This window comes from Streptomyces sp. NPDC059355, from assembly GCF_042752335.1.
Classification (GTDB): domain Bacteria; phylum Actinomycetota; class Actinomycetes; order Streptomycetales; family Streptomycetaceae; genus Streptomyces.
The window spans coordinates 112,410-134,076 of sequence record NZ_JBHYXN010000013.1 but is presented as its reverse complement, the minus strand read 5'-3'; the positions used below and the strand labels follow the sequence as shown (position 1 = coordinate 134,076).

Here is a 21,667-nt window from a genome sequence, read left to right as displayed (position 1 = left end):
GGGCTGGGGCCCGCGGGGGCGGGCCCGCCCGGGCGCGGGGGGGGGGGGGGGGGGCGTGGGGGCCCGCCCCGGGCGCGGGCCGGGTGACGGCCGCCGTCTGCGACATCCGGGAGCCGGAACGGATCTCGGAGGTATTCGACGCGGCGCAGGCGGCGCTCGGCCTGCCGGGCGTCCTGGTCAACAACGCGGCCGCCAACTTCCCCTCCCCGGCGGAGGACCTGTCCCCGGGCGCCTGGCGGGCGGTCGTCGACATCACCCTGACCGGCACCTGGTTCACGACCCGCGAGTTCGGCCGGCGCCACCTCGGCGCCGGCACGCCCGGGTCCATCGTGAACATCGGCGCCTCGTACGCCTGGACCGGCGGGCCGGGCTTCGCCCACAGCGCGGCCGCCAAGGCCGGGGTGAAGAACCTGGTGGAGACGCTCGCCGTCGAGTGGGGCCCGTACGGCATCCAGGTCAACGGGCTCGTACCCGGCCTGTTCCCGCACGCCGACATGACCGAGGACATCCGCGAGGGCCTGGAGCGGGCCGCGCCCGATGCCCGCGACTGCCGCCAGCCCGCCCTGCGCGTCGGCGCCCCGCGCGAACTCGGATGGGCGGCCACCTTCCTGGCCTCCCCGTACGCCCGGTTCATCACGGGCCACACGCTGGTGGTCGACGGCGCGAACTGGCAGCGCCGCTCGCTGGTCAACCCCGAGGTGGTCCCGGTCCGCACGCAGCTGGGCCTCGGCCCGTACGGCCCCTGAAGGCCGGTGTCAGTGCCCGGTGCGAGGATCGGCCCATGTCTCTCGCCGATCTGACCCTTGACCACTGGCGTTCGCTCGACCGGGCCGCCGCCGGGCACCTCGCGCACGAGGCCGCCGCGCAGGCGGGCGGCCGCGTGGTGCTGCTCGACACCGTCGACCACCTCGGCGGACCGCTGCACCGCGTGCGCATCGAGCGCGAGGGACGGGAGTTCGCCCTGATACCCGGCGGGCCGGTGCGGCTCGGCTTCGATCCGGACGCCTGGGCGCCGACGTCCGCGCAGGCCGCCGACTACGAGGAGAGCCGGGCGGAGGGGTACGGGTACGAACTCCCCCTGAAGGACTATCTCGCCGAGGTGCTCAGCCCGGTCCGTACCGCGGCGCTCGCCACCGTGCTCATGGCGGTGGAGGACGAGGCGCTGACCGAACGCCCGGAGGCGATGGCGGACGTGCTGGCGGCGCGCGGGCTGCGGATGCCGGGCGCCGACGAGTGGGAGCACGCCTGCGGGGCCGGGGCGGGCACCCTGTTCCGGTGGGGGAACGAGTGCCCCCTGGACGAGCCCTCGTACGGGGGCGCCGGCGGCCTGCGGCACGAACCGAACGCCTTCGGGCTGCACATCGCCTACGACAGCTACGGCACGGAGCTGAGCAGTGACCCGGCCTCGGTGCACGGCGGTGACGGCGGCGAGGCCGTCTGCGGCGGATACGGCGACCTGCTCGGGTGGCTGCCGCTGGCCACCGCCAACCGCAACCCGTCCACGGCCGAGTTCGCGTACGGACCGGCCGGTGAGGGCGTGTACGAGGGGTTCTCGACGCGGCCGGTGTTCAGCCTCCGGTGAAGTGCGGCGGGCGGCGGGCCGCCTTGGCGGTGTAGCCCTCGCGGCAGTCCTCGGAAGTGAGGGTCAGGGCCGCCGTCATCGCGACGCGGTCGAGGGCCGGGGCGAGGGCGGCGTCCGCGTAGGCGTCGATCGCGCGCTTGACGCCCTGCACGGCGAGCGGGGCGTTGGCCGCGATCTCGGCCGCCACCGCGCGGGCCGCGGCGTCCAGCTCCTGCGGGGGGACGAGCAGCTGGACCAGGTTCAGGCGGTACGCCGTCGCCGCGTCGACGCGGCGGCCGGTCAGCGCCAGGAACTTGGCCCAGCCCGCGCCCGCCTCGCGGGCGATCCGCAGGTCGCCACCCGCGTCCACCGCGACGCCGAGCTGCGCCTCGGGCAGGGCGAAGACGGCGTCCTCGGCGGCGACGCGGAGGTCGGCCATCAGGGCCAGTTCGAAGCCGAAGCCGAGGCAGTAGCCCTGTACGGCGGCCACCACCGGCTGCGGGAGCCGCGACAGCACGGCGAAGCGCTCGTGCACCCAGCGGATGCCCTCGTAGTAGTTGCGCGTCCGCTCGGCGGCCGTCGCGCCCGTGATGGCGCCGCCCGGGGCCTTCACGTCGATGCCCGCGCAGAAGGCGCGGCCCTCGGCCCGCAGCAGGACCACCCGTACGTCCGGATCGAAGCGGATCCGGTCCGCGAGCAGGCCCAGCTGGCGGGTGGACTCCCAGCTCCAGCCGTTGAGCCGGTCCGGGCGGCAGAGGGTGAGGACCGCGATCCCGTCCGCGGTCTCCAGGCGGATGCGCTCCTCCCCCTCCGCGACCTCGTTGCCGATGGTGTCGATCACGGAAACCTCCTCTGACGGTCCGTCAGAATAGAGGCTGCGGGCTCAGCGCGTGAAGACCTCGAACGTCACCGCCGGGCGGCCGCCGAAGCGCGGCGCCGCCTGCTGGGCGTAACCGGTGAGGAAGCCGCGGACGTACTCCTCGGGGTCCTGGTCGGTCAGGACGTCGATGTACGCCTTGTGCTCCATCAGCGACTTGATCGAACGCTCCAGTCCGGGACCTGCGTCCACGGCGTGCGTCGGCGTCGAGGACCCGGCCACCGCGATCCAGCGCACCCCGTCCCAGGGCTCGAGGCCCTGCTCGGAAATGAGCTCCGGGAAGATCCACCGGTTGCCGGCGTCGGCGGCCGCGTCCAGGGCCGCCCGGCCGACGGCCTTGTGGTCGGGGGTGTTCCAGTTGCCCCCGCCGCCCTGACCGCCCCAGGTGTCGCGGTGGTTGAGGGTGATGAGCAGTTCGGGGCGGTGCCGGCGGATGGCGGCCGCGATGTCCCGGCGCAGGTCCAGGCCGTACTCGACGACCCCGTCGCGGTAGTCGAGGAACTCCACGGTGGACACCCCGACGACCGCGGCGCTCGCACGCTGCTCGGCCTCCCGCAGCGGAGCACACTCCTCGGGCGGGATCGTGTCGATGCCGGCCTCGCCGCGGGTCGCCAGGAGGTAGGCGACCTCGCGGCCGCCGTCCGTCCAGTGGGCGATCGCCCCGGCCCCGCCGTACTCCAGATCGTCGGGGTGGGCGACCACCGCGAGGGCGCGCTGCCAGTCGGCGGGCATCGGCTCCAAGGGCGCGGGCTGATCCAGTTGTTCGGTCATGCCCCGCACAATAGACGCAGCCCCACGCGCCCCCCGCGTACCGGGGACGGAGTTCTAGACGTCGTCGCGCACGAGGGCCAGCAAGCGGTCCAGGACGCGGGGGCCGCCTGCGCGGACGCCGTCGTGCTCGAACTCGTCCGTGACCCAGGTGCGCAGGCCCCGGATCCGCGCGGCCGTGTCCAGGGAGTGCGCGGTGTCCACGTACAGGTCGTCGTGGTAGATCGCGGCGGCCACCGGGACCTCGTTGGCGGCGAGTCGGGCCGGGTCGTACAGGGGTCCCCAGCCGGTACGGGCGGCCAGCAGTTCGGCGGTCTCGCGCAGCGGGGCCAGCGCGGGGTCGGCGGTGAAGTGCCAGGGGTGGACGGTCTCGCCGGTGAACAGCACGGGCCCGTCACCCGCGAGGGCCTTACCGGCGTCGAAGCCGGGGTGCGCGGCGCGGACCCGCTCGGCGGCCCAGGCGGTGGGCGCGGCCGGGTCCTGGGCGTAGATGGGCTCGTGGAGCAGGGCGTACAGGGGGTGCGCGGCGAACGAGAGCAGCCCCTGTACGTGTTCCAGGAAGGCGTCGGCGAGGGCCGGGCCCGCCGGGGTCGGGACGAAGGCGTTTTCGAGCAGGTAGTGCAGCTGGTGGCTGCCGTCGCCGGTGCCGAGCAGGATGCCGAGGGACTGGAAGGCCTCGACGGTGAGCCGGTGGCCGCCGGGGAGTTCGGCCGGGCGCTCCACGAGGTGGGCGGCGATGCGGCGGGCGCGCTCGACGTCCATCGGGTAGCGGGCGTAGTGGGCCTGGTTCTTGCGCTCCATGCGGGGGTACGCCGCCGCGTACACCTCGTCGGCGGTGGCGGTCAGAGAGGGGAGGCCGCCGGTGATCAGGGCGGCGGTCAGGCCCTCGGGGGCGGTGGAGAGGTAGTGGGTGGCGCAGAAGCCGCCGAAGCTCTGCCCGAGCACGGTCCAGGGCGCGCCGCCGGTCAGGCCGGGGCGGATGGCCTCGGCGTCGCGCACGATGGAGTCGGCACGGAAGTGGGCGAGGTACTCCGCCTGCTGCTCGGGGGTGCCGCGCAGGGGCAGGGTCTGCCGGTTCGCCGGGGTGGAGCGGCCGGTTCCGCGCTGGTCGAGCAGGAGGACGCGGTATTCGGTGAGGGCCCGCTCCAGCCAGGCCTGCCGACCCGTGAAGCGGCGCGCGCCGAAGCCGGGGCCGCCCTCCAGGTACAGCAGCCAGGGCAGGGTCTCGGGGTCCTTGCCGGTGGCGACGGCCTCGCGGGCGTACAGCTCGATGTGCTCCCCGTCCGGGCGCCCGTGGTCGAGCGGGACGCCGAAGCGGTGGTCGGTGAGGACGACACCGGGCTGGCGGTAGCTGTGGTCGATGGTCACGAACGGCCCCTGGGTGTGCGGCAGCCCCGGCGGATCGGACCGGGGCACGGGTCTGGCGGCCCGGCCGAGTGTAGTACGGGCCCGCCGCCCACCCCGGCCCCCGCCTGCGGCTGCGTCCGCCCGGGGCAGGGGCCGGGGCCGGTGCTACGGGAACTCCACCACGGAGCGCAGGACCTCGCCGCGGTGCATGCGGGTGAAGGCCTCTTCCACGGCGTCCAGGGGGATGGTCTCGGAGACGAAGGCGTCGAGGTCGAGGCGGCCCTGGAGGTAGAGGTCGACGAGGAGGGGGAAGTCCCGCTCGGGCAGGCAGTCCCCGTACCAGGAGGACTTGAGGGAGCCGCCGCGGCCGAAGACGTCGAGCAGCGGGAGTTCGAGCTTCATCTCCGGCGTGGGCACGCCGACCAGGACCACCGTGCCCGCGAGGTCGCGGGCGTAGAAGGCCTGCCGGTAGGTCTCGGGGCGGCCCACGGCGTCGATGACCACGTCCGCGCCGTTGCCGCCCGTCAGGGCCTGGATGGCCTTGACCACGTCCTCCGCGGCGCCGTTGACGGTGTGGGTGGCGCCGAGGCCGCGCGCCCACTCCAGCTTCCGGTCGTCGAGGTCGACGGCGATGATCCGGGCCGCGCCGGCGAGGCGGGCGCCGGCGATGGCCGCGTTGCCCACTCCCCCGCAGCCGATGACGGCGACGGAGTCGCCCCGTCCGACGTTGCCGGTGTTCAGGGCCGCGCCGAGGCCGGCCATCACCCCGCAGCCGAGGAGACCGGCGGCGGCCGGGGAGGCCGCCGGGTCGACCTTGGTGCACTGGCCGGCCGCGACCAGGGTTTTCTCGGCGAACGCGCCGATGCCGAGTGCCGGGGAGAGCGGGGTGCCGTCCTCCAGGGTCATGGGCTGCGTGGCGTTGTGCGTGTTGAAGCAGTACCAGGGGCGGCCGCGCTTGCAGGCCCGGCAGGTACCGCACACGGCGCGCCAGTTGAGGACGACGAAGTCGCCGGGCGCGACGGAGGTGACGTCCGGGCCGACGGATTCGACGATTCCGGCGGCCTCGTGGCCGAGGAGGAAGGGGAACTCGTCGTTGATGCCGCCCTCGCGGTAGTGGAGGTCGGTGTGGCAGACCCCGCAGGCCTGGACCTTGACCAGGGCCTCGCCGGGTCCCGGGTCGGGCACGAGGATCGTCGTCGTCTCCACCGGTGCGCCCTTGCTCCGGGCAATGACCCCTCGTACGCGATGCGTCACGTCGTACCCCGCTCTGGTCGGATCTGTCTGGATCAACGAACGTACACGGGCGCGGCGGTGGAGGGGAGCCGTGTCACTCCGGGGAAGTCGGAGTGGCGAGTTCCGGCGGTACGGCGGCGCGAAGTGCCGCTCCGAAGGCGGCGACGGCCGGGTGGGCGGCTGCGCCGCTGCGGAACGCGATCTTGGTTCGGCGCTCCATGAGGAGCCGGGTGAGGGAGACGGCCGGGTCGGCGGGGCCCATGACCCCGAGCTGCGGGACTACGGCGACGCCCTGACCGGCCGCGACCAGGGCGAGCATGGTGGGGAACTCGTCGACCCGGTGGCGGATCCGCGGGGTGAACCCGGCGGCCTGGCAGGCCCGGAGGGTCATGGCGTGGCAGAGGGTGCCGGGGGTGGCCGTGATCCAGGGGGCGTCGGCGTGGGCCCGCAGGACGGCGCCCTGCTCGGGGCCGAGGGCGGTGGTCGTGGCCTCGGCGAGAGCCGCCTGCGCAGGGGCGGCGTGCGCCGGCGCCGCCAGGTACATCGACTCCCGGTAGAGCGGCCGCGTCGCGATCCCCGGCTCCTGCGGCGCGGGGACGAAGTCGTACTCGTGGATCAGGGCCACGTCCAGGTCCCCGGCGCGCAGCGCGTGCGCGACCTCCGCCGGGTCGGTCTCCGAGACCATCGGCTCCAGCCCCGGGTGGCGCCGGGCCAGGGCCACCAGGGCGGCCGGGACGATGGCCCGGATGGCGGTGGGGAATGCCCCGACGCGCAGGCCCCCGGCGAGTCCGCTGCGCGCCTCGGCGAGGTCGGCGTCGGCCTGTTCCAGCCGCTCCAGTACGGCCTCGGCGTGCCGGACCAGGTTCTGGCCGGCCGGAGTGAGCCGGACCCGGCGGCCGGTGCGTTCGAGCAGCGGCAGCCCCGCCTCGCGTTCGAGGACGGCGAGTTGCTGGGACACCGCCGAAGGGCTGAACGCGAGGGCCTCGGCCACGGCGGCGATGGTCCCCCGGCGGGCGAGTTCGCGCAGCAGGCGCAGGCGTCGTACGTCGAGCATCGGCTCAGCTTACGGTTCGGGCAAGAAACGCGAACTGGATTCGGCGCTCTGGGCGGATGAAGCTCGTGGGCATGGCACAGGACCTCTCCCTCCACGGGATTCACGTACCGCTCGTCACCCCCTTCACGCGCGCCGGGGGCATCGCCGCCGCGGCCCTGGAGGCACTCGCCCATCAGGTGCTCGACGAGGGCGCCACCGGGATCGTCGCCCTCGGCACCACCGGCGAGGCCGCCGCCCTCGACGAGGCGGAGCGCGATCTCGTCACCGACGTCTGCTCCCGGGTCTGCCGGGAGCGGGGCGCGATGCTGACCGTGGGCGCCGGGTCGGGCGGCACCCGGGCCGCCGAGGCGGGGCTCGGCCGGCTGGCGAGGTGGCCCGGGGTGCGGGCGGCGCTGGTGACCGTGCCCTCGTTCGTACGGCCCGGGGCGGCGGGGGTGCTGGCGCACTTCGCGCGGCTGGCGGAGGCGAGCCCCGTACCGCTGGTCGTCTACCACATCCCGTACCGGACCGGGCAGCCGCTGGACGCGGCCGCGCTGCGGGCCCTCGGGGAGCTGCCCGGGGTGGCGGGGATGAAGTACGCGGGCGGCGGCGTCGGCGAGGAGGCGGTGGCGCTGCTGGGCGGGCCGCCGGACGGGTGCGCGGTCCTGGCGGGCGACGACGTGTACGTGTCCCCCCTGCTGGCGCTGGGCGCGGCGGGCGGGATCCTGGCCTCGGCGCACCTCGCGACGGCACGGTACGCGGAGCTGGCGGCGGCCTGGCGGGCCGGCGACGTGCCGCGGGCCCGGGCCCTGGGCCACACGCTGGCCCGGCTCTCGGCGGCGCTCTTCGCCGATCCGAATCCGGTGGTGGTGAAGGGCGTGCTGCACGCCCAGGGCCGGATCCCGACGCCGGACGTACGGCTCCCGCTGCTGCCGGCGGGCGGCGCGGCGGTGTCGGCGGCCCTGGAACGGCTGACGGAGGTCGGCGACCCCCTCTGACCCACCGCGAACATCCCGCGAGCTTGCCAGGAACATGCCGCGAACATGCCGGGAAGTGCCCCCTGTGGGCGGTTCGCAAACAACGGGCGAGATGCCCGAATCGGGCCGGGGTACGGGCGACTTGTCCGTTTCCCCGAAAGACTTCCGGGGCCCGTGATGTGAGTCACTCGAATAGGACCAACATCATTAAAGCGGAACAGGTGATTCCCTTTTACCGGAAAGGAATTTCGGCATTCCCGGAAGGCACCCCCAAGGTCGTTTACGACCCCGAAACCGGCAAGTCGATCACCAGGGGGAATTCGAGCCTTGTTCCCGCCCGGCGGACTCGCTTACCTTCACGTCATTCCCAGCGGGCAGCCGCCGAAACCGGCGGCCGCCAGGGATCCCCCGCACCCGCACGTGAGGAATTCCGCCATGCCCGGACTCGGTAAGCACCGTCGGCCGAAGCAGCGCCCGATCGCCCGCAAGCTGGCTGTCGCCGGCACCGGCGGCGCCGCCCTCGCCCTGCCGCTGATCAGTGCGACCACGGCCGGCGCGGCCGTCACGCAGCCGGCCGCGGCGCCCGCCGCGAAGGCCGTCACGCTGACCGCGGTCAAGCCGGCGGTGGCAAAGGCGGCGGTTCCCCTCACCTATTCCGTGACCATCGGCGACACCCTTTCGAAGATCGCCGTCGAGCACGCGGTGAACGGCGGCTGGCAGGCCCTGTACGAGGCCAACCGGAGTGCCATCGGGACCAACCCCTCGATCATCCGCCCCGGCCTCAAGCTGAGCATCGGCGCGGCGGCCAAGGCGGCCGCCGCGAAGGCGACCGGGGTGAAGGCGGCCGCGGCGGCCAAGCCCGCCACCACGTACACGAACAACCTCGACGGCTGGATCCGGCAGTCGCTGGACATCATGGCCCAGCACGGAATCCCCGGCAGTTACAACGGAATTCACCGCAACGTGATGCGTGAGTCCTCGGGCAACCCGTTGGCCATCAACAACTGGGACTCCAACGCCGCCGCGGGCATTCCCTCCAAGGGCCTGCTCCAGGTCATCGACCCGACCTTCCGCGCCTATCACGTGCCCGGCACGTCCATGGACTCGTACGACCCGGTCGCCAACATCACGGCCGCCTGCAACTACGCGGCGGACCGCTACGGCTCGATCGACAACGTCAACGGCGCCTACTAGGCGCCCCGGAGGGCCGTCCCCGAGCCCCCGGCGCTCAAAGCCTAGAGCCAGCCCTGGCGGCGGGCCGCGCGGGCGGCCTCCATGCGGTTGCGGGTGCCCGTCTTGCCGATGGCGGACGACAGGTAGTTCCGTACCGTCGACTCCGACAGATGGACCCCGGCCGCGATGTCGGCCACGGTCGCCCCGTCGACCGCAGCGCCCAGCACGTCGGCCTCACGCGCGGTCAGCGGATTCGGACCGGCGCTGAGCGCGGCCGCGGCGAGCGCGGGGTCGATCACCGTCTCCCCGGCGAGCACCCGGCGTATCGCGGCGGCCAGTTCCTCCACCGGCCCGTCCTTGACCAGGAATCCGGCGGCCCCCGCCTCCATCGCCCGGCGCAGGTAGCCGGGGCGTCCGAAGGTGGTCAGGATCAGCACCCGGCAGCCGGGGCATCGCGTGCGCAGCTCGGCGGCCGCGTCGAGACCGCTGCGGCCCGGGAGTTCGATGTCGAGCAGGGCCACGTCAGGCCGCGCCTCGATCGCGGCGGGCACGATCTCGTCCCCGGCGCCGACCTGCGCCACGACCTCGATGTCCTCCTCCAGCCCGAGCAGCAGGGCCAGCGCGCCGCGCATCATGCCCTGGTCCTCCGCGAGCAGGACCTTGATCATCGACTCTCCTCGTTCGCCGCGTTCGCCGCGTTCGCCGCGTGCTCAGCGTGCTCCACCGGGAGCTCGGCCGTGACCCGGAACCCGCGCCCCGCGCCGGGGGCCGGGCCGCCGACGAGGGTGCCGCCCGCCGCGGCGAGCCGTTCCGTCAGGCCGGTCAGTCCGCTGCCCGGCGGGGTCGAGCCTACGCCGTTCCCGTTGTCGGTGATCACCAGGCGGACCCGTTCCGCCGTGCTCCGCACCTCGATCTCGCAGGTGGTCGCACCGCTGTGCCGGATGGCGTTGGTGGCCGCCTCGCGCACCACCCAGCCCATCAGCGCCGCCGCCTGCGGGGGCAGCGGGTGCCCCGACTGCCGTACGACGGGCTCGATCCCGGCGGCGGTCAGCGCGCCGCGGGCCCGGTCCAGCTCGGCGGCGAGGCTGGTCTCGCGGTAGCCGGTGACGGCCTCCCGGATCTCGGTGAGCGCCTGGCGGCCGACCGACTCGATATCGGCGATCTGGCCGAGGGCCGCCTCCATGTCCCGCGGGGCGATCCTGCGGGCCGCCTCCGATTTCACGACGATCACCGACAGGGTGTGGCCGAGCAGGTCGTGCAGATCACGGGAGAAGCGCAGCCGCTCCTGGTCCACTGCGGCCCGGGCCAGCTCCTCCCGCGTCTCGCGCAGTTCCTTGACCGTCTCGGACAGGGCGAGGATGGCCGCGGTGACCATGCCGGACACGAGCGTCCCGTAGGCGATGCCGAGGGTGTCCCAGCCCTCGTCGAGTCCGGCGATCGCCCCGGCGAGGGCGGTGACGACGAACATCACCGGGCCGAGCAGGCGTCCCCGGATCACCGCGCCGGTGGCCAGGCCCCACAGCGGGAAGAACAGCAGCCAGTTGCCCCCGTACGCCAGGGCGAGGGCGCAGGTGACCGCGCCGAGGGCGGCGAGGCACCAGCGGGTGCCGGCGGCCTCGCGGGCCCGCCGGTTGAAGGCGCGGAACACCAGGGTGACGTAGAGGGAGTTGAAGAGCAGCAGTCCCAGGGCGCCGATCCAGGGGTTGGGGGTCTCCCCCTTGACGACGTTCGAGATGGCGCCCATCCCCAGCAGCAGCCACGGCAGCAGCGCGAAGGCGTTCGACGGGGCCATCGGGCCGCAGCCGTGGTCGGGGTCCTCTCCGCTCGCCCTGCGGCGCTTCTGCGCCGCCCGCCACTCGGCTTTGCCAACGGCCCAGTCGGCCTTCCGGGCCTTCCGGCTCTCGCGCCATTCCCGCATCTTCATTCCGGTTCCCCGCTTCATGCGCTACGCCGTCCTCGCGGACCGACGGTACGAGAGCACCGCGTACGAGCCGAACAGCAGCGCCCATGCCGCGAGTACGGCGACCGCGGCCGCACCGGGGGCCGCGCCGGCGGCGAGGGACTGCCCGATCTCGGCGAAGCGGCGCGTGGGGGTGAAGCCCGACAGGGAGCGCAGCCAGTGCGGGAACAGCTCGGTCGGGAACCAGAGTCCGCCGGCGATGGAGAGCGCGAGGCTGCACCCCACGTTGACCACGCCGGTGGTCTGGGCGGTGAGCCGGTACCCGTTGCCGATGCCGAGCAGGGTGAAGGGGAGCGCGCCGAGCCACAGGACGAGGGCGACGGCGGCCCACTCCCAGGCCTCCAGCCGGACCCCGTTGACGATCGCGCCGGCCGCGAGGACGGCGGCCACGGCGGGCAGCACCGTCACCGAGCCGGTCAGGGCACGGCCGACCACCACCTGGCGGGGGGTCATCGGGGTGACCCGCAGCTGGCGCAGCCAGCCGATGCCCTTGTCCTCGGCGACGCCGGTCCCGGTCCCCAGGGCCGCACCCAGGGCCCCGTACGCGGCCATGGCCACCATGGAGGCCGTCTTCCAGTCACCGGTGTCGGCGTCGGCGCCGAGGTTGGTGAAGAGCAGGTACATCAGCACCGGCATGCCGATGCCGAAGACGACGAAGGAGGTGTCGCGCAGGGTCCGGCGGACTTCCAGGCGGACGTAAGCGGTGATCATCGGGCGCTCCCCGCGGAGAAGGTGCGGGTGTGGCTGTCGGTGAGGGCGAGGAAGGCGTCGTCGAGCGAGGGCGCGGTGACCTCGATCCCGCGGACGGCGCCGAGGCCGGCGAGCGCGACGACCGTCGCGTCCGGGTCCTCCGTACGCAGCCGCGCTCGGTCTGCCCGTACCTCCACGGAGACCACACCGGGCAGTTCGCCGAGCCCCTCGGTGGGACGGCCGGCCAGGTCGACGGAGACCAGCGACCCGCCGGCGGCCCGGCGCAGCTGCTCCCCGGTGCCGTCGGCGACGATCCGGCCCGCGTCGACGACCAGGATGCGGTCGGCGTGGGCGTCGGCCTCCTCCAGGTAGTGCGTGGAGAACAGGACGGTGTTGCCGCGGCGGGCGTAGCCGCGCATGGACTCCCAGAAGGCGCGGCGGGCCTCCACGTCGAGGGCGGCGGTCGGCTCGTCGAGCACGATGAGCTCCGGGTTCCCGGCGAGGGCCACGGCGAAGCGGACGCGCTGGGCCTGGCCGCCCGAGAGCCGGTCGATGCGGCGGCCGGCGAGCCCGGTGAGTCCGGCGAGCTCCAGTGCCTCGGCGACGGGCAGGGGGGCGGGGTAGGTGCGGGCCACGAAGCCGACGAGCTCGCGCACGGTGATCCGCGGTACGGCGCGCCCCTCCTGGAGCATGGCGCCCACCCGCCCGGCCCGGACCGCCCGGTCGGGGGTCTCGCCGAAGAGCCGTACGGTGCCCGCGTCGGGCTCCTCGAGGCCGAGCAGCAGGCTGATGGCGGTGGACTTGCCGGCGCCGTTGCGGCCGAGCAGGGCGACCGTCTCGCCGGGCCGGACGTCGAGGTCGATGCCGGCCACGGCGCGGACGGCTCCGAAGGACTTGGCCACGTGCCGGAACCGGATCGCGGGCTCGTCGTGCGCCGCTTGCGCGGTCCGACTCGTCCGGACGGTCTGTGTCGTCTGCGTCATGCCCACCACGCTACGAACCGGGGCGGGTCCCCGGCAGATCCGCATGTACGGACCCCACCGGTACAAATGTCACGACCGGCGGATCGGCGGACGCCTGCGGGCCTCCCCTCGGCGCCCGGCGCGGGCGCGCAGCAGGGTGCGGACGGGGGCGGCCAGGCCGTAGCCGACGTCCTTGCGCAGTGCCCGGACGCCTGCGCGTTCCACGGCGGTCAGCTGGTGTCCCATCAGCTCCGTCATCGCGGCGATCACGGGGCGCAGGCCCGGCTCGACGAGGTCGAGGATGCCTTCCGTGGCGTCGAGGGCACTCCGCGCGCGCCGGGTTTCGTCGGCGAGGAGCGCGCGTACGGCCGCGGTGTCGCGGGCCTGTTCGAGGTCGGCCCGGGTGACGGAGTGCTCGGCGAGGCGGGCGCGCGGCAGGCACAGCCGGCCGTCCGCGAGGTCCCCGGCGAGGTCCGCGAGGAAGTCGACCCGCTGGGCGGCGTCCACGAACCGGCGCCACCCGGCGGCCTGTTCCTCGTCGGGGCCGCCCTGGTACTGGAGTCCGGTGAAGACGAGCACCCCTGGCCAGGCGTAGGCGTCGAGGTAGGTCTGGAAGTCCTCCTCGGTGTCGAAGCCGTCGAAGCCGGCCTCGGCGGTGGCGGCGCCCTCCAGGAACCGGGAGACCCAGTGCCCGGGCAGCCCGCGGGTGGCGACGGCGTGGGCGTACGCGCGCAGCAGCGGGTCGGGGCTGTCGCCGGTCTTCAGGGCCGCTTCCACCTGCCCGGTGAGCGCGGCCAGACCGGCGGAACGTTCCTGCGGAGTGCCGGTCTCGGCCACGTCGTCCACGAGGTTCATGAAACCCACCCCCGCCGTCAGCCAGGGCACCAGCGGCGGCGCGGCGAGCAGCCGCAGCGTCACGTACGGGGCCGGCTCGCGGCGCAGGACCCGGCGGGCGACGTACGTGAAGTCCTCCCGCAGCCGGGGGCCGGTGACACCGGCGGCGGTGAGGGTGGTGCGCCAGCTGGGCATGGTGGTGGTACTCCCCGAGTCGGACCGTGAAGGGCCGTACGTGCGCCGTGCGCGCGCCGTACGTGCATGCGGCGCATGCGGCGCGCGTACGGCACCCGTACGGATACACGATGTCAGGAGCGGTAGACCTTCTTCACCTTGCCCTGGGTGTCGGCGTAGACGTAGCCGCCCTGGCCGTACTCGTCGGTGAGGTAGGGCCGCATGGACGGGGTTCCGTCCATGAGCCAGGGTTCGACGATGACGTAGCGGGAGGTCGGGTTGGTCACGCCCAGTTCCTGCTTGGCCGTGTCGAGGAGGCCGGGCAGGGCGTCCCAGTTGACGGTCGCCATGTCGATCAGCGGCTCTTCGGCCTTGATGGTGCTGCCGGGGCCGGTGCGCTTCGCCTCTCCGTCGCGGTACTGGTAGCGGTCGTAGGTCTTGGCTCCGGGGGAGGTGGGGATGGACGCGAGCACGTACTCCTCGTAGATGTTCATCTCCACGAACTGGGTGGTGCCCGTCTTCTGCTTGAGGGCCTCGATCGCCGTGCGCACGTTGGCGGGGGTGAGCAGGCTGCCCTTGGGGGCGGCGGCCTGGCTGCCGACCGACTTGGGGAGGCTCTGCTGGGGGCGGGGGGTCGAGGGGCCGGCGCCGGCGGTGGTGCTGCCGCCCTTCGCCCCGTCGCTGCCGCCCTTGGCGCCGGAGTCCGAGCCGGGGAACCACTTGACGAACCCGATCACGCCGCCGGCCAGGACCAGCGCGAGGACGGCGGCGAGCAGCGCCGGCCGCCGGCGCGGGGCGGACGGCGCCGGGACCGGCGTGGTGACCGAATACGGGGAGCCGCCACCGGGGGTGAACGGCGCCGACGGTGCGTAGGGCTGCGGGATCTGCGGCTGCGCGGGCCGGGTCCGGCCGGGGCCGGCTCCGGCGCCGAGGCCGATGCCCGGCTGCGGGGTCGGCGGCCCGTAGTGGCCCAGGACCGTCGGCGACGCGGCCGGCGGAGCGACCGGCGGGGCTCCGCTCGCGAGAGCACTGCTCGCGTCCCGGAGCAGTTGTTCCAGCTGCGCCGCGTCGGGCCGTACGGACAGGTCCCGTACGAGCAGCCGTTCCAGTACGGGCCCCAGCGGACCGGAGCGCACCGGAGCCGGGATCGGCTCGTCGAGCACGGCGACGACGGTGGCCAGGGTGGTGGCCCGGCGCAGCGGATGGGCCCCCTCCGAGGCCACGTAGAGCAGCATGCCGAGCGACCAGAGGTCGGAGGCCGCCAGGCCCTCCTCACCGCGCGCCCGCTCCGGGGCGATGTACTCCGGCGAGCCGATGAGCACGCCGGTGGACGTGAGGGCCGTCGAGTCGTGCAAGGCCGCGATGCCGAAGTCGGTCAGCACGGCGGAGCCGTCGGGGCGCAGCAGCACGTTGGCCGGCTTCACGTCGCGGTGGAGCACCCCTTCGGCGTGGGCCGCCCGCAGCGCGGACAGCACGTCGAGGCCGAGCCGCAGCACCTCGGCGACGGGCATCGGCCCCGACTCCAGCCGGTCGTGCAGGGAGCCGCCCTTGACCAGCTCCATCACGATCCACGGATGTCCGTCCGTGCCGGCGGCGGGCTCCACGATGTGGTGGATCGTCACCACGTGCGGGTGCGCCAGCCGGGCGAGCGCGCGGGCCTCGCGGATGGCGCGTTCGCGCAGCTGGACGGTGAGTCCGGGCTGGGCGGCGGCGGTCGCCGGGTCCGGCGGGCGCACCTCTTTCAGGGCGACGTCGCGGTGCAGTGCGATGTCGCGGGCGCGCCACACCGTGCCCATGCCGCCGACGCCCAGCGGTGCGATCAGTTCGAAGCGGCCGTCGACCAGCTGTCTGTCGGCCTCACTCATGTCCATGGCCGGTCATCGTAGGCGCAGGCAGTGTCAGCAGCGTCGGCGGTCCACCGTCACGGCGCCCTGGGCGGTGGACAGGGTGCGGTCGTAGCAGCCGCGCCCGGGCTCGGACCCGTACAGCCGGTAGTGCTCGGAGCTGGTGCCGACCGCGTGCCGCTGCTCGCGCGGGACGTTCGCCGTGTAGCTCGCGTCGCCCGTGTACCGGTCGTCGAGGAGGGTCCGGTCCACGGTGCGGCCGCCGCGCAGGGTGCTCGTCTCGGCGCGGTCGCCGAGTGCGATGACGGTGCGCAGCCGGTCCCCGGCGGCCAGGGTGGTCTCGCCGTCCATCGTGTACGTGCGCGCGGTGCGGACGGTGGTGGAGCCGCGGGCGACGCTCTCCTCGTCGGTCCAGGTCGCGGTCAGGGCGTCCTGGTTCTCGCCCTCCGTCCAGCGGTGCGCGGAGGTGTTGTGCACGGCGCGGGTGACGGTGGTGGTGACCCGGCCGTGGGAGGTGTCGAGCCGCCCGGCGACGGTGAGCCGGTGCGCGCCCTCGGTGTCGAGGCGGTGCTGCGCGGCGGGCGTTCCGGGTGCGGCGGGCGTCCAGCGCGTGGAGTTGGCCGGTTCGCCCTCCTCGTGGCGGGTGAGGGAGCCGGTGACCACGGCCCGGCCCTCGTCCTGCCAGAGGAGCAGGTTCGTCGGGGTGCTCCAGCCGCTCTGCCCGGCCGGGACCCCGGCGACGGACACCTCGATCCGGTGCGGGCGGCCGTCGTTGAGGAGGCCGGCGTACGGGGTGAGGTCGTACAGGATCGGCTGGACGTCGAAGGCCCGGGGCGCCGGGGTGACGTACCAGAGGAAGGGGTTCGACCAGCCGCCGGTCCACACGGTCGGGAAGGGGGCGGCGATGCCGGCGAGCTGTCCGTCGACGGAGATCCGGACCTCGCGGTACGGGCCGTCGGCGGCCTTGCAGGAGTACGGGGCGGCGTCGGGGGTGGTCATGTACCAGTACTCCTCGCAGCCGCCGCCGGAGCCGGTGGCGTACACCTCGGCGAGGAGCCGCTCGGTGTTGCGCGGGGTGGTGACCGAGGGGGTGGTGAGCGGCAGGACGCGGTCGGGGGTGTCGGGGGCTGGAGCGTGCCGGTCCAGGTCGGCGGCGTAGAAGGTGAGGGTGGCCTTGACGTCGATGACACCGGTGTAGGTGCCGTCGACGAAGTTGCCGATGAGCATCTCGACGGGCTGCGGCCGGCCGAGGGTGTCGCGGTAGCGGGTGACGTCCTTCTCGACGGACCAGGTGATGCCGTCGGGCGAGGGCTCGGGGGTGGAGGTGCGCAGGATCTCGACGCCGCCGAGGGAGAGGTGGCCGAGGCGGTCGTACTGGCGGCCCTTGACCTTGCCGTCGAGGCGCAGGACGACCTTCGCCCAGGTCCCGCCGCACGCGGCCGGGGGTGCGTAGTTCCCGACGTACGGGGTGTAGTCGCGGAACTGGGCCTCGGCGACGGTCACCTCGCAGGAGCGGGTCGCGGGCCTGGCGACGGGCGGGGCCGCGGTGAGGGGGTCGTGCCAGTCGGTCCCGAACTCGGCGGGCGGCTCGGCGGCGGCGCCGGGGACCCCGCTCCCGCGCCCGGTCGGGTCGGCGGCGGCCGCGGGTCCCGCGGCGCCGGCCAGGGTGCCCGCGGCGAGCGCGAGCGCGCCGAGCAGGCCCATGATCCTGTGTCGTGTCATGGCCCCGCAGTGAATCCCGCCCCACGGGCCCGGCACCAGGGTCCCCGGCCCGCCCCTGGCCGAATCTCGCCCCCGTGACCGGGTCAGGCGGTGGGGACGATGACCGTACCGTCGTCGTCCGAGTGGACCGTGTCCCCCGGGCGGAACGTCACTTCGCCTATGGTGACCGGCACGTCCACCGTGCCGGCGCCCGTCTTGCCGCTCTTGCGCGGGACCGTGCCCAGCGCCTTGATGCCGAGGTCGAGTCCGCCGAGGGCCACACTGTCGCGGACCGCGCCGTTGATGATCAGTCCGGCCCAGCCGTTGCGCTGCGCCGCTCCGGCGATGAGGTCTCCGGTGAGGGCCGTGCGCAGGGAGCCGCCGCCGTCCACGACGAGGACCGCGCCCCCGCCCGGCGTGTTGACCAGCTCGCGCAGCAGCGCGTTGTCCTCGTGGCAGCTGACCGTCCGCACCGGGCCGGCGAAGAGGCGCCGCCCGCCGAACTGGCGGAACTGCGTGGTGCAGAGGGCCAGGGCCTCGCCGTGCTCGTCGTACAGATCGCTCGTGGGGACGGGGGTGACGGGACTGGCAGGGGTGACGCTCATGGGCCTCGAAGCTCCTCGCAGCTCGTACTTCGCGCCGTGCGGCCCGAGCCTAACCGGTGGCCCCGAAGGCGCCTGGACCCGCCTCAGTCCCGGGAGTTGCCGAAGAGGATGCGGTAGCCGATGAGCAGGACCAGCGAGCCCGCGATCGCGGAGCCCCAGGTGGCGGGGTCGTAGAAGTCGTGGCCGATCGGCTTGTCCAGGAACTTCGCGGAGAGCCAGCCGCCGATGAAGGCTCCGGCGATGCCGATGAGGGTGGTCCCGATCAGCCCGCCGGGGTCGCGGCCGGGCAGCAGGACCTTGGCTATGAAGCCGGCCAGCAGCCCCAGGACGATCCAGCTGACGATCCCCATGGTCGTTCACTCCGCTTCGCTCGTACGTCGGTGTTCGCGTTCTCGTCAGGGAGGACGCGAACACCGGCGAAACGGTTCTCGGCCGTCTCAGGCCGGTACGCGGCTGACCGACGCGGCTACCGCAGGTCCGGGGGCGGATGCGGGCGTGAGTGCGGGCGCGAGTGCGGGCACGGGCACGGGCACGGGCGCCGGTACGGATGCGGCGGCCGGTGCCGGCGCGGGTTCCGTGCCGGGCGCCGTCCGCGTCAGCAGCAGCACCCCGCGCGCCGCCGCGAGCGCGCCGGCCACGGCGAGCAGGAGCCCCACCGCGCCGCCCTGGAGGCGTTCGCCGAGGAGGATCATGCCGATGGCGGCCGCGGCCAGCGGGTTGGCCAGGTTCACCACGGCGAGCGGCGCCCCGAGCCCGCCCCGGTATGCCCGCTGCGACAGGAGCATCCCGCCGACCGCGAACACCACCACGAGCAGGCCGACGGCGACCACCCGCACGCTGAGCAGGGCCCCGCCGCGGCCGCCCGCGACGGCCACCGTCTGGGTCAGCGCGGAGGCCACGGCGGAGGCCAGCCCGGACGCCGTCGCGTGCCGCAGCCCCGAGCGCACGTCCTTCCGTACGGTCAGCACCGTGATCGCGGCGATGGTGGCCCCGGACACGGCGAGCGCTTCGGCCAGGGTGAGCGTGTCGTCGGGGGCCGGCCCGGAGGCGGGGAGCAGCAGCAGGCCGAGCCCGGCGACGGTGGCCAGGGTGCCCCGCCATTCGGTGGCCGCGACCCGGCGGCCGGCGCCGTGCGCCCCGAGCGGGACGGCGGCGACGAGGGTGAGCGCGCCGAGCGGCTGGACGAGTGTGAGCGGGCCGTAGCGCAGGGCGGCCGCGTGCAGCAGCGCGGCCCCGGCGTTCAGCCCGGCCGACCACCACCAGGCCCCGTTGCCGAGCAGGGCTCCGGCGCTGCGGGCCACGGCGGCGCGGGCGAGCCGCTCCTGGGCCACGGCGGCGGCCGCGTACGCGACGGCGGAGGCGAGGCAGAGCAGGACGGCGAGGAGGGTGGCGTTCACCGGCCGGCCCCCAGGGCCTCGGCCGAGGCCTCCCGGACCGCCGGGGCCGGAGCCCGCTCACCGGGCTGCGGGCGCGGCAGGTGCCGTACGACGGGCAGCGACCCGGCGCGGACCCGCGGACGCGGCACCACCAGCAGGGCTCCGCCGAGGAGCACGGTGGCCACGATCGCGTCGAGCCAGTAGTGGTTGGCGGTGCCGACGACCACGATCAGTGTCACCAGCGGGTGCAGCAGCCACAGCGCGCGCCCGCGGGACCGGGTGGCGGCGATCATGCCGAGCGCCAGCATCAGCGCCCATCCGAAGTGCAGCGAGGGCATGGCCGCGAACTGGTTGGCCATGGTGTCGGCGGCGGGCGCGGCCCGGTAGACCGAGGGCCCGTAGACCTGTGCGGTGTCCACGAGGTGCGCGGCGCCGAGCATCCGCGGCGGCGCGAGCGGGAAGGCGAGGTGCAGCGCGAGGGCGGCGCCGGTCAGGACGGCGAGCACGCGCCGGGCCCACAGGTAGTGGCCGGGCCTGCGCACGTACAGCCAGATCAGGAAGAGCACGGTCGCCGGGAAGTGCACGGCCGCGTAGTAGGTGTTCGCCGTGTGCACGAGGGCGTCCCCGTGCAGGAGCAGCCGCTGGACCGCGCCCTCGCCCGGCAGGTGCAGGGTGCGCTCGGCGTCCCAGATCCGGCCTGCGTTGCGGAAGGCCTCATCGGTGCGGTCCGTGGAGAGCGTCCGGCCGGTCTTGTACACGGCGAACAGGCCCGCGACGAGCAGCAGCTCGCGTATGAGTCGGCGCCTCGGACTCGCTGCCGGGCCGTCGGCCGGCCCTGCGGGTGTGGTGTGGGAGCTCATTTCCCCCGCTTCCTTTTCTCTGTGCTCGCGCGCCGCCTGTACGCGGACATCGACACGCCAGTGTATCGATACATTCGCGTATCGATACGAAGGTGTACCGATACGCTCGCGTTCCCGTACACTTTCCTCAGGAACCATCACCTGCGGAGCCCCCGAGGAGAGCCGCTCACCATGACGTCGACGCCGCCCACCGCGCGCCGCTCCAAGATCACTCCGGAACGGGTGCAGGAGTTCTACGACGCCGTCCTGGAGCAGCTGCGCGAGCACGGGTACGAGGCGCTGACCATGGAGGGCGTCGCCGCCCGGGCCTGCTGCGGGAAGTCCACCCTCTACCGGCAGTGGAAGACCAAGCCCCAGCTCGTCGCGGCGGCCCTGCGCGCGCACCGGCAGGGCACGCTGGCCGGGGTGGACACCGGGACGCTCGCCGGCGACCTGCGCGAGGCGGCCCGGATCGCGGCCGGCAACTCGGGGCGCGACACGCGGCTCACCCAGGCGCTCGGGCACGCGGTGCTGAGCGACGAGGAGCTGCAGGCGGCGCTGCGCGAGGCGCTGGTCGAGCCGGAGCTGGCCGCGTTCGACGCGATGGTGGCGCGGGCCGTGGCCCGCGGCGAGATCACGGAGGGCCATCCGGCCACGGAGTTCCTGCCGGCGCAGCTGATGGGCGTCCTGCGCATCCGGCCGGTGCTGGAGGGGCGGTACGCCGACGCCGACTACCTGGTCCGGTTCGTCGACGCGGCCCTGCTGCCCGCCCTGGGCCTGGCACCCGCACCCGCCCCGGACCCGGACCGGTCCGAGACCCCCTGAACCGGTGGGCCGCCGTCACCGATGACCGGACGGCGACCCGCCCGCGCTGCCTCGTGGGGACGGCGGCAGCGCGCCACCCGGACGGGGCGGTGGTCACTCACTCGAGGGAGTGACCACCGCCCGGTCTGTGCGGCCTCACCCCAGGCCTCACCCCAGCCCTCGCCTCGGGCCCGCCTCAAGCCTCACCTCAGGACCTCATCCGAAGGCCCCCGCTTCACGGTCCTGCGGCGGAGCGCCGCGTCAGGAACGCGGCGCGCCCATGGTCCGGGAGAACTCCTCCGGATCCGCGTCGAAACCCCGTACGGCGGCGTCCAGCGCCCAGGCCCCCGAACCGTCCCGCGTGAACTCCGCGATCGTGGCCGCCGTGGCGGCCGGGATCCCCGCGAAGTCGCTCACCGCGAGGTCGGCGTAGCCCTCCCGGATCCGCACCCCCGTACCGCCTATGGCCGCGAAGGTCTTCGTACGGGCGCCCCGCTGCCCGGTGTCCTGGATGACCACGCCGACCACCACCCGCCCCAACGCGGGCGCCATCCGGTCCAGTTCCAGGGTCATCACCTCGTCGAAGCCGAAACCCTGGCCGGTGTGGCTGTCACGGTTCAAGGTGATGGTGCCGTCGGGAGAACGGCTGCCGAAGTGCACCAGGTGGACGGGCTCCCCGTGGGGGTCCGCGGCGCCGAACACCGCCGCGATGATGTCCAGGTCGTGGGCGGGCGTGCCCGCGGGGCTCGGATCCCACCGCAGTGCGATCTCCACCTTGGCCAGGCCCTTGCGTACGCCGCTCGTCGATGTGCTCACCGAACTCCCCCTCCGCTTGCCGGGTGTTGCCCGGCCATGCTGTCATGCGGCGGCCCGGTCGTCCCGGACGGGCGTACGTTCCCGGCCACTTGA

General features: G+C 74.3%; 22 protein-coding genes. 5 read left to right on the top strand and 17 right to left on the bottom strand.

What is annotated here, in order from left to right; translation table 11 throughout:
• Window positions 1-746, top strand: a 746-nt coding sequence (locus ACFXGI_RS15555) for an SDR family oxidoreductase (protein WP_384706212.1), incomplete at its 5' end; no start/stop codon positions are given.
• Between the two features lie 35 nt (window positions 747-781).
• Window positions 782-1,582, top strand: a complete 801-nt coding sequence (locus ACFXGI_RS15550) for a hypothetical protein (protein WP_384706210.1) — start codon at window positions 782-784, stop codon at window positions 1,580-1,582.
• On the opposite strand, the gene ACFXGI_RS15545 is transcribed toward ACFXGI_RS15550, so the two are convergent.
• From ACFXGI_RS15545 to ACFXGI_RS15525, 5 genes are all read right to left on the bottom strand, one after another.
• The gene (locus ACFXGI_RS15545; protein WP_384706208.1) at window positions 1,569-2,402 is read right to left on the bottom strand and encodes an enoyl-CoA hydratase/isomerase family protein; all 834 of its coding nucleotides are present in this window, start codon (window positions 2,400-2,402) and stop codon (window positions 1,569-1,571) included. The genes ACFXGI_RS15550 and ACFXGI_RS15545 overlap by 14 nt on opposite strands.
• A gap of 42 nt (window positions 2,403-2,444) precedes the next feature.
• On the bottom strand, window positions 2,445-3,209 hold the full coding sequence (locus tag ACFXGI_RS15540; RefSeq protein WP_384706206.1) for a PIG-L deacetylase family protein: 765 nt from the start codon (window positions 3,207-3,209) through the stop codon (window positions 2,445-2,447).
• Window positions 3,210-3,263: 54 nt separating this feature from the next.
• Window positions 3,264-4,568 carry an alpha/beta fold hydrolase gene (locus tag ACFXGI_RS15535; protein WP_384706284.1) on the bottom strand — a complete coding sequence of 435 codons (1,305 nt, stop codon included), beginning with the start codon at window positions 4,566-4,568 and terminating at the stop codon, window positions 3,264-3,266.
• A gap of 150 nt (window positions 4,569-4,718) precedes the next feature.
• Complete coding sequence (locus ACFXGI_RS15530) at window positions 4,719-5,807, bottom strand: S-(hydroxymethyl)mycothiol dehydrogenase (protein WP_384706204.1); 1,089 nt, start codon at window positions 5,805-5,807, stop codon at window positions 4,719-4,721.
• Window positions 5,808-5,880: 73 nt separating this feature from the next.
• A complete protein-coding gene (locus ACFXGI_RS15525; RefSeq protein WP_384706202.1) occupies window positions 5,881-6,840 on the bottom strand; it encodes a LysR family transcriptional regulator in 960 nt (319 codons plus the stop codon).
• Window positions 6,841-6,911: 71 nt separating this feature from the next.
• Between ACFXGI_RS15525 and ACFXGI_RS15520 the strand changes: the two genes are divergently transcribed.
• On the top strand, window positions 6,912-7,817 hold the full coding sequence (locus ACFXGI_RS15520; protein ID WP_384706200.1) for a dihydrodipicolinate synthase family protein: 906 nt from the start codon (window positions 6,912-6,914) through the stop codon (window positions 7,815-7,817).
• 414 nt (window positions 7,818-8,231) lie between these two features.
• Window positions 8,232-8,990, top strand: coding sequence for a transglycosylase SLT domain-containing protein (locus ACFXGI_RS15515; protein ID WP_384706198.1), 759 nt, complete (start codon window positions 8,232-8,234; stop codon window positions 8,988-8,990).
• A 41-nt stretch (window positions 8,991-9,031) separates the two neighbouring features.
• Here the strand turns inward: ACFXGI_RS15515 and ACFXGI_RS15510 are convergent, their stop codons facing one another.
• From ACFXGI_RS15510 to ACFXGI_RS15460, 11 genes are all read right to left on the bottom strand, one after another.
• The gene (locus ACFXGI_RS15510; protein ID WP_384706196.1) at window positions 9,032-9,637 is read right to left on the bottom strand and encodes a response regulator transcription factor; all 606 of its coding nucleotides are present in this window, start codon (window positions 9,635-9,637) and stop codon (window positions 9,032-9,034) included.
• Complete coding sequence (locus ACFXGI_RS15505) at window positions 9,634-10,911, bottom strand: sensor histidine kinase (RefSeq protein ID WP_384706194.1); 1,278 nt, start codon at window positions 10,909-10,911, stop codon at window positions 9,634-9,636. The genes ACFXGI_RS15510 and ACFXGI_RS15505 overlap by 4 nt, the downstream gene beginning before the upstream one ends.
• 3 nt (window positions 10,912-10,914) lie before the next feature.
• Window positions 10,915-11,640: an ABC transporter permease gene (locus ACFXGI_RS15500; RefSeq protein WP_384706192.1), complete on the bottom strand. Its 726-nt coding sequence runs from the start codon at window positions 11,638-11,640 to the stop codon at window positions 10,915-10,917.
• On the bottom strand, window positions 11,637-12,602 hold the full coding sequence (locus tag ACFXGI_RS15495) for an ATP-binding cassette domain-containing protein (RefSeq protein WP_384706190.1): 966 nt from the start codon (window positions 12,600-12,602) through the stop codon (window positions 11,637-11,639). The genes ACFXGI_RS15500 and ACFXGI_RS15495 overlap by 4 nt, the downstream gene beginning before the upstream one ends.
• 69 nt (window positions 12,603-12,671) lie before the next feature.
• Window positions 12,672-13,610 (bottom strand): squalene/phytoene synthase family protein, encoded by a 939-nt coding sequence (locus tag ACFXGI_RS15490; protein WP_384706188.1) that lies wholly within the window; start codon window positions 13,608-13,610, stop codon window positions 12,672-12,674.
• 113 nt (window positions 13,611-13,723) lie between these two features.
• Window positions 13,724-15,460, bottom strand: coding sequence for a serine/threonine-protein kinase (locus tag ACFXGI_RS15485; protein ID WP_384706186.1), 1,737 nt, complete (start codon window positions 15,458-15,460; stop codon window positions 13,724-13,726).
• 27 nt (window positions 15,461-15,487) lie between these two features.
• A complete protein-coding gene (locus tag ACFXGI_RS15480) occupies window positions 15,488-17,155 on the bottom strand; it encodes a peptide-N4-asparagine amidase (RefSeq protein WP_384706184.1) in 1,668 nt (555 codons plus the stop codon).
• Window positions 17,156-17,238: 83 nt separating this feature from the next.
• Window positions 17,239-17,739: a ribonuclease E activity regulator RraA gene (rraA, locus tag ACFXGI_RS15475; RefSeq protein WP_384706182.1), complete on the bottom strand. Its 501-nt coding sequence runs from the start codon at window positions 17,737-17,739 to the stop codon at window positions 17,239-17,241.
• A gap of 83 nt (window positions 17,740-17,822) precedes the next feature.
• Window positions 17,823-18,089 carry a GlsB/YeaQ/YmgE family stress response membrane protein gene (locus ACFXGI_RS15470; RefSeq protein WP_030154099.1) on the bottom strand — a complete coding sequence of 89 codons (267 nt, stop codon included), beginning with the start codon at window positions 18,087-18,089 and terminating at the stop codon, window positions 17,823-17,825.
• An 87-nt stretch (window positions 18,090-18,176) separates the two neighbouring features.
• On the bottom strand, window positions 18,177-19,136 hold the full coding sequence (locus ACFXGI_RS15465) for a hypothetical protein (protein WP_384706180.1): 960 nt from the start codon (window positions 19,134-19,136) through the stop codon (window positions 18,177-18,179).
• Window positions 19,133-19,975 (bottom strand): phosphatase PAP2 family protein, encoded by an 843-nt coding sequence (locus ACFXGI_RS15460; protein WP_384706178.1) that lies wholly within the window; start codon window positions 19,973-19,975, stop codon window positions 19,133-19,135. Before ACFXGI_RS15460 ends, ACFXGI_RS15465 begins: the two co-directional genes overlap by 4 nt.
• Window positions 19,976-20,146: 171 nt before the next feature.
• Between ACFXGI_RS15460 and ACFXGI_RS15455 the strand changes: the two genes are divergently transcribed.
• On the top strand, window positions 20,147-20,779 hold the full coding sequence (locus tag ACFXGI_RS15455) for a TetR/AcrR family transcriptional regulator (RefSeq protein WP_384706176.1): 633 nt from the start codon (window positions 20,147-20,149) through the stop codon (window positions 20,777-20,779).
• Between the two features lie 240 nt (window positions 20,780-21,019).
• Here the strand turns inward: ACFXGI_RS15455 and ACFXGI_RS15450 are convergent, their stop codons facing one another.
• Window positions 21,020-21,574, bottom strand: coding sequence for a TerD family protein (locus ACFXGI_RS15450; RefSeq protein WP_384706174.1), 555 nt, complete (start codon window positions 21,572-21,574; stop codon window positions 21,020-21,022).
• Window positions 21,575-21,667: the final 93 nt, after the last annotated feature.

Bases quoted from the DNA above. Each gene is read 5' to 3' on its own strand.
- ACFXGI_RS15500 (WP_384706192.1), bottom strand. From the start codon at position 11,640: ATGATCACCGCTTACGTCCGCCTGGAAGTCCGCCGGACCCTGCGCGAC.
- ACFXGI_RS15540 (WP_384706206.1), bottom strand. From the start codon at position 3,209: ATGACCGAACAACTGGATCAGCCCGCGCCCTTGGAGCCGATGCCCGCC.
- ACFXGI_RS15550 (WP_384706210.1), top strand. From the start codon at position 782: ATGTCTCTCGCCGATCTGACCCTTGACCACTGGCGTTCGCTCGACCGG.
- rraA (WP_384706182.1), bottom strand. From the start codon at position 17,739: ATGAGCGTCACCCCTGCCAGTCCCGTCACCCCCGTCCCCACGAGCGAT.
- ACFXGI_RS15505 (WP_384706194.1), bottom strand. From the start codon at position 10,911: ATGAAGCGGGGAACCGGAATGAAGATGCGGGAATGGCGCGAGAGCCGG.
- ACFXGI_RS15520 (WP_384706200.1), top strand. From the start codon at position 6,912: ATGGCACAGGACCTCTCCCTCCACGGGATTCACGTACCGCTCGTCACC.
- ACFXGI_RS15460 (WP_384706178.1), bottom strand. From the start codon at position 19,975: ATGAGCTCCCACACCACACCCGCAGGGCCGGCCGACGGCCCGGCAGCG.
- ACFXGI_RS15480 (WP_384706184.1), bottom strand. From the start codon at position 17,155: ATGACACGACACAGGATCATGGGCCTGCTCGGCGCGCTCGCGCTCGCC.
- ACFXGI_RS15485 (WP_384706186.1), bottom strand. From the start codon at position 15,460: ATGGACATGAGTGAGGCCGACAGACAGCTGGTCGACGGCCGCTTCGAA.
- ACFXGI_RS15470 (WP_030154099.1), bottom strand. From the start codon at position 18,089: ATGGGGATCGTCAGCTGGATCGTCCTGGGGCTGCTGGCCGGCTTCATA.
- ACFXGI_RS15515 (WP_384706198.1), top strand. From the start codon at position 8,232: ATGCCCGGACTCGGTAAGCACCGTCGGCCGAAGCAGCGCCCGATCGCC.
- ACFXGI_RS15490 (WP_384706188.1), bottom strand. From the start codon at position 13,610: ATGCCCAGCTGGCGCACCACCCTCACCGCCGCCGGTGTCACCGGCCCC.
- ACFXGI_RS15455 (WP_384706176.1), top strand. From the start codon at position 20,147: ATGACGTCGACGCCGCCCACCGCGCGCCGCTCCAAGATCACTCCGGAA.
- ACFXGI_RS15525 (WP_384706202.1), bottom strand. From the start codon at position 6,840: ATGCTCGACGTACGACGCCTGCGCCTGCTGCGCGAACTCGCCCGCCGG.
- ACFXGI_RS15495 (WP_384706190.1), bottom strand. From the start codon at position 12,602: ATGACGCAGACGACACAGACCGTCCGGACGAGTCGGACCGCGCAAGCG.
- ACFXGI_RS15510 (WP_384706196.1), bottom strand. From the start codon at position 9,637: ATGATCAAGGTCCTGCTCGCGGAGGACCAGGGCATGATGCGCGGCGCG.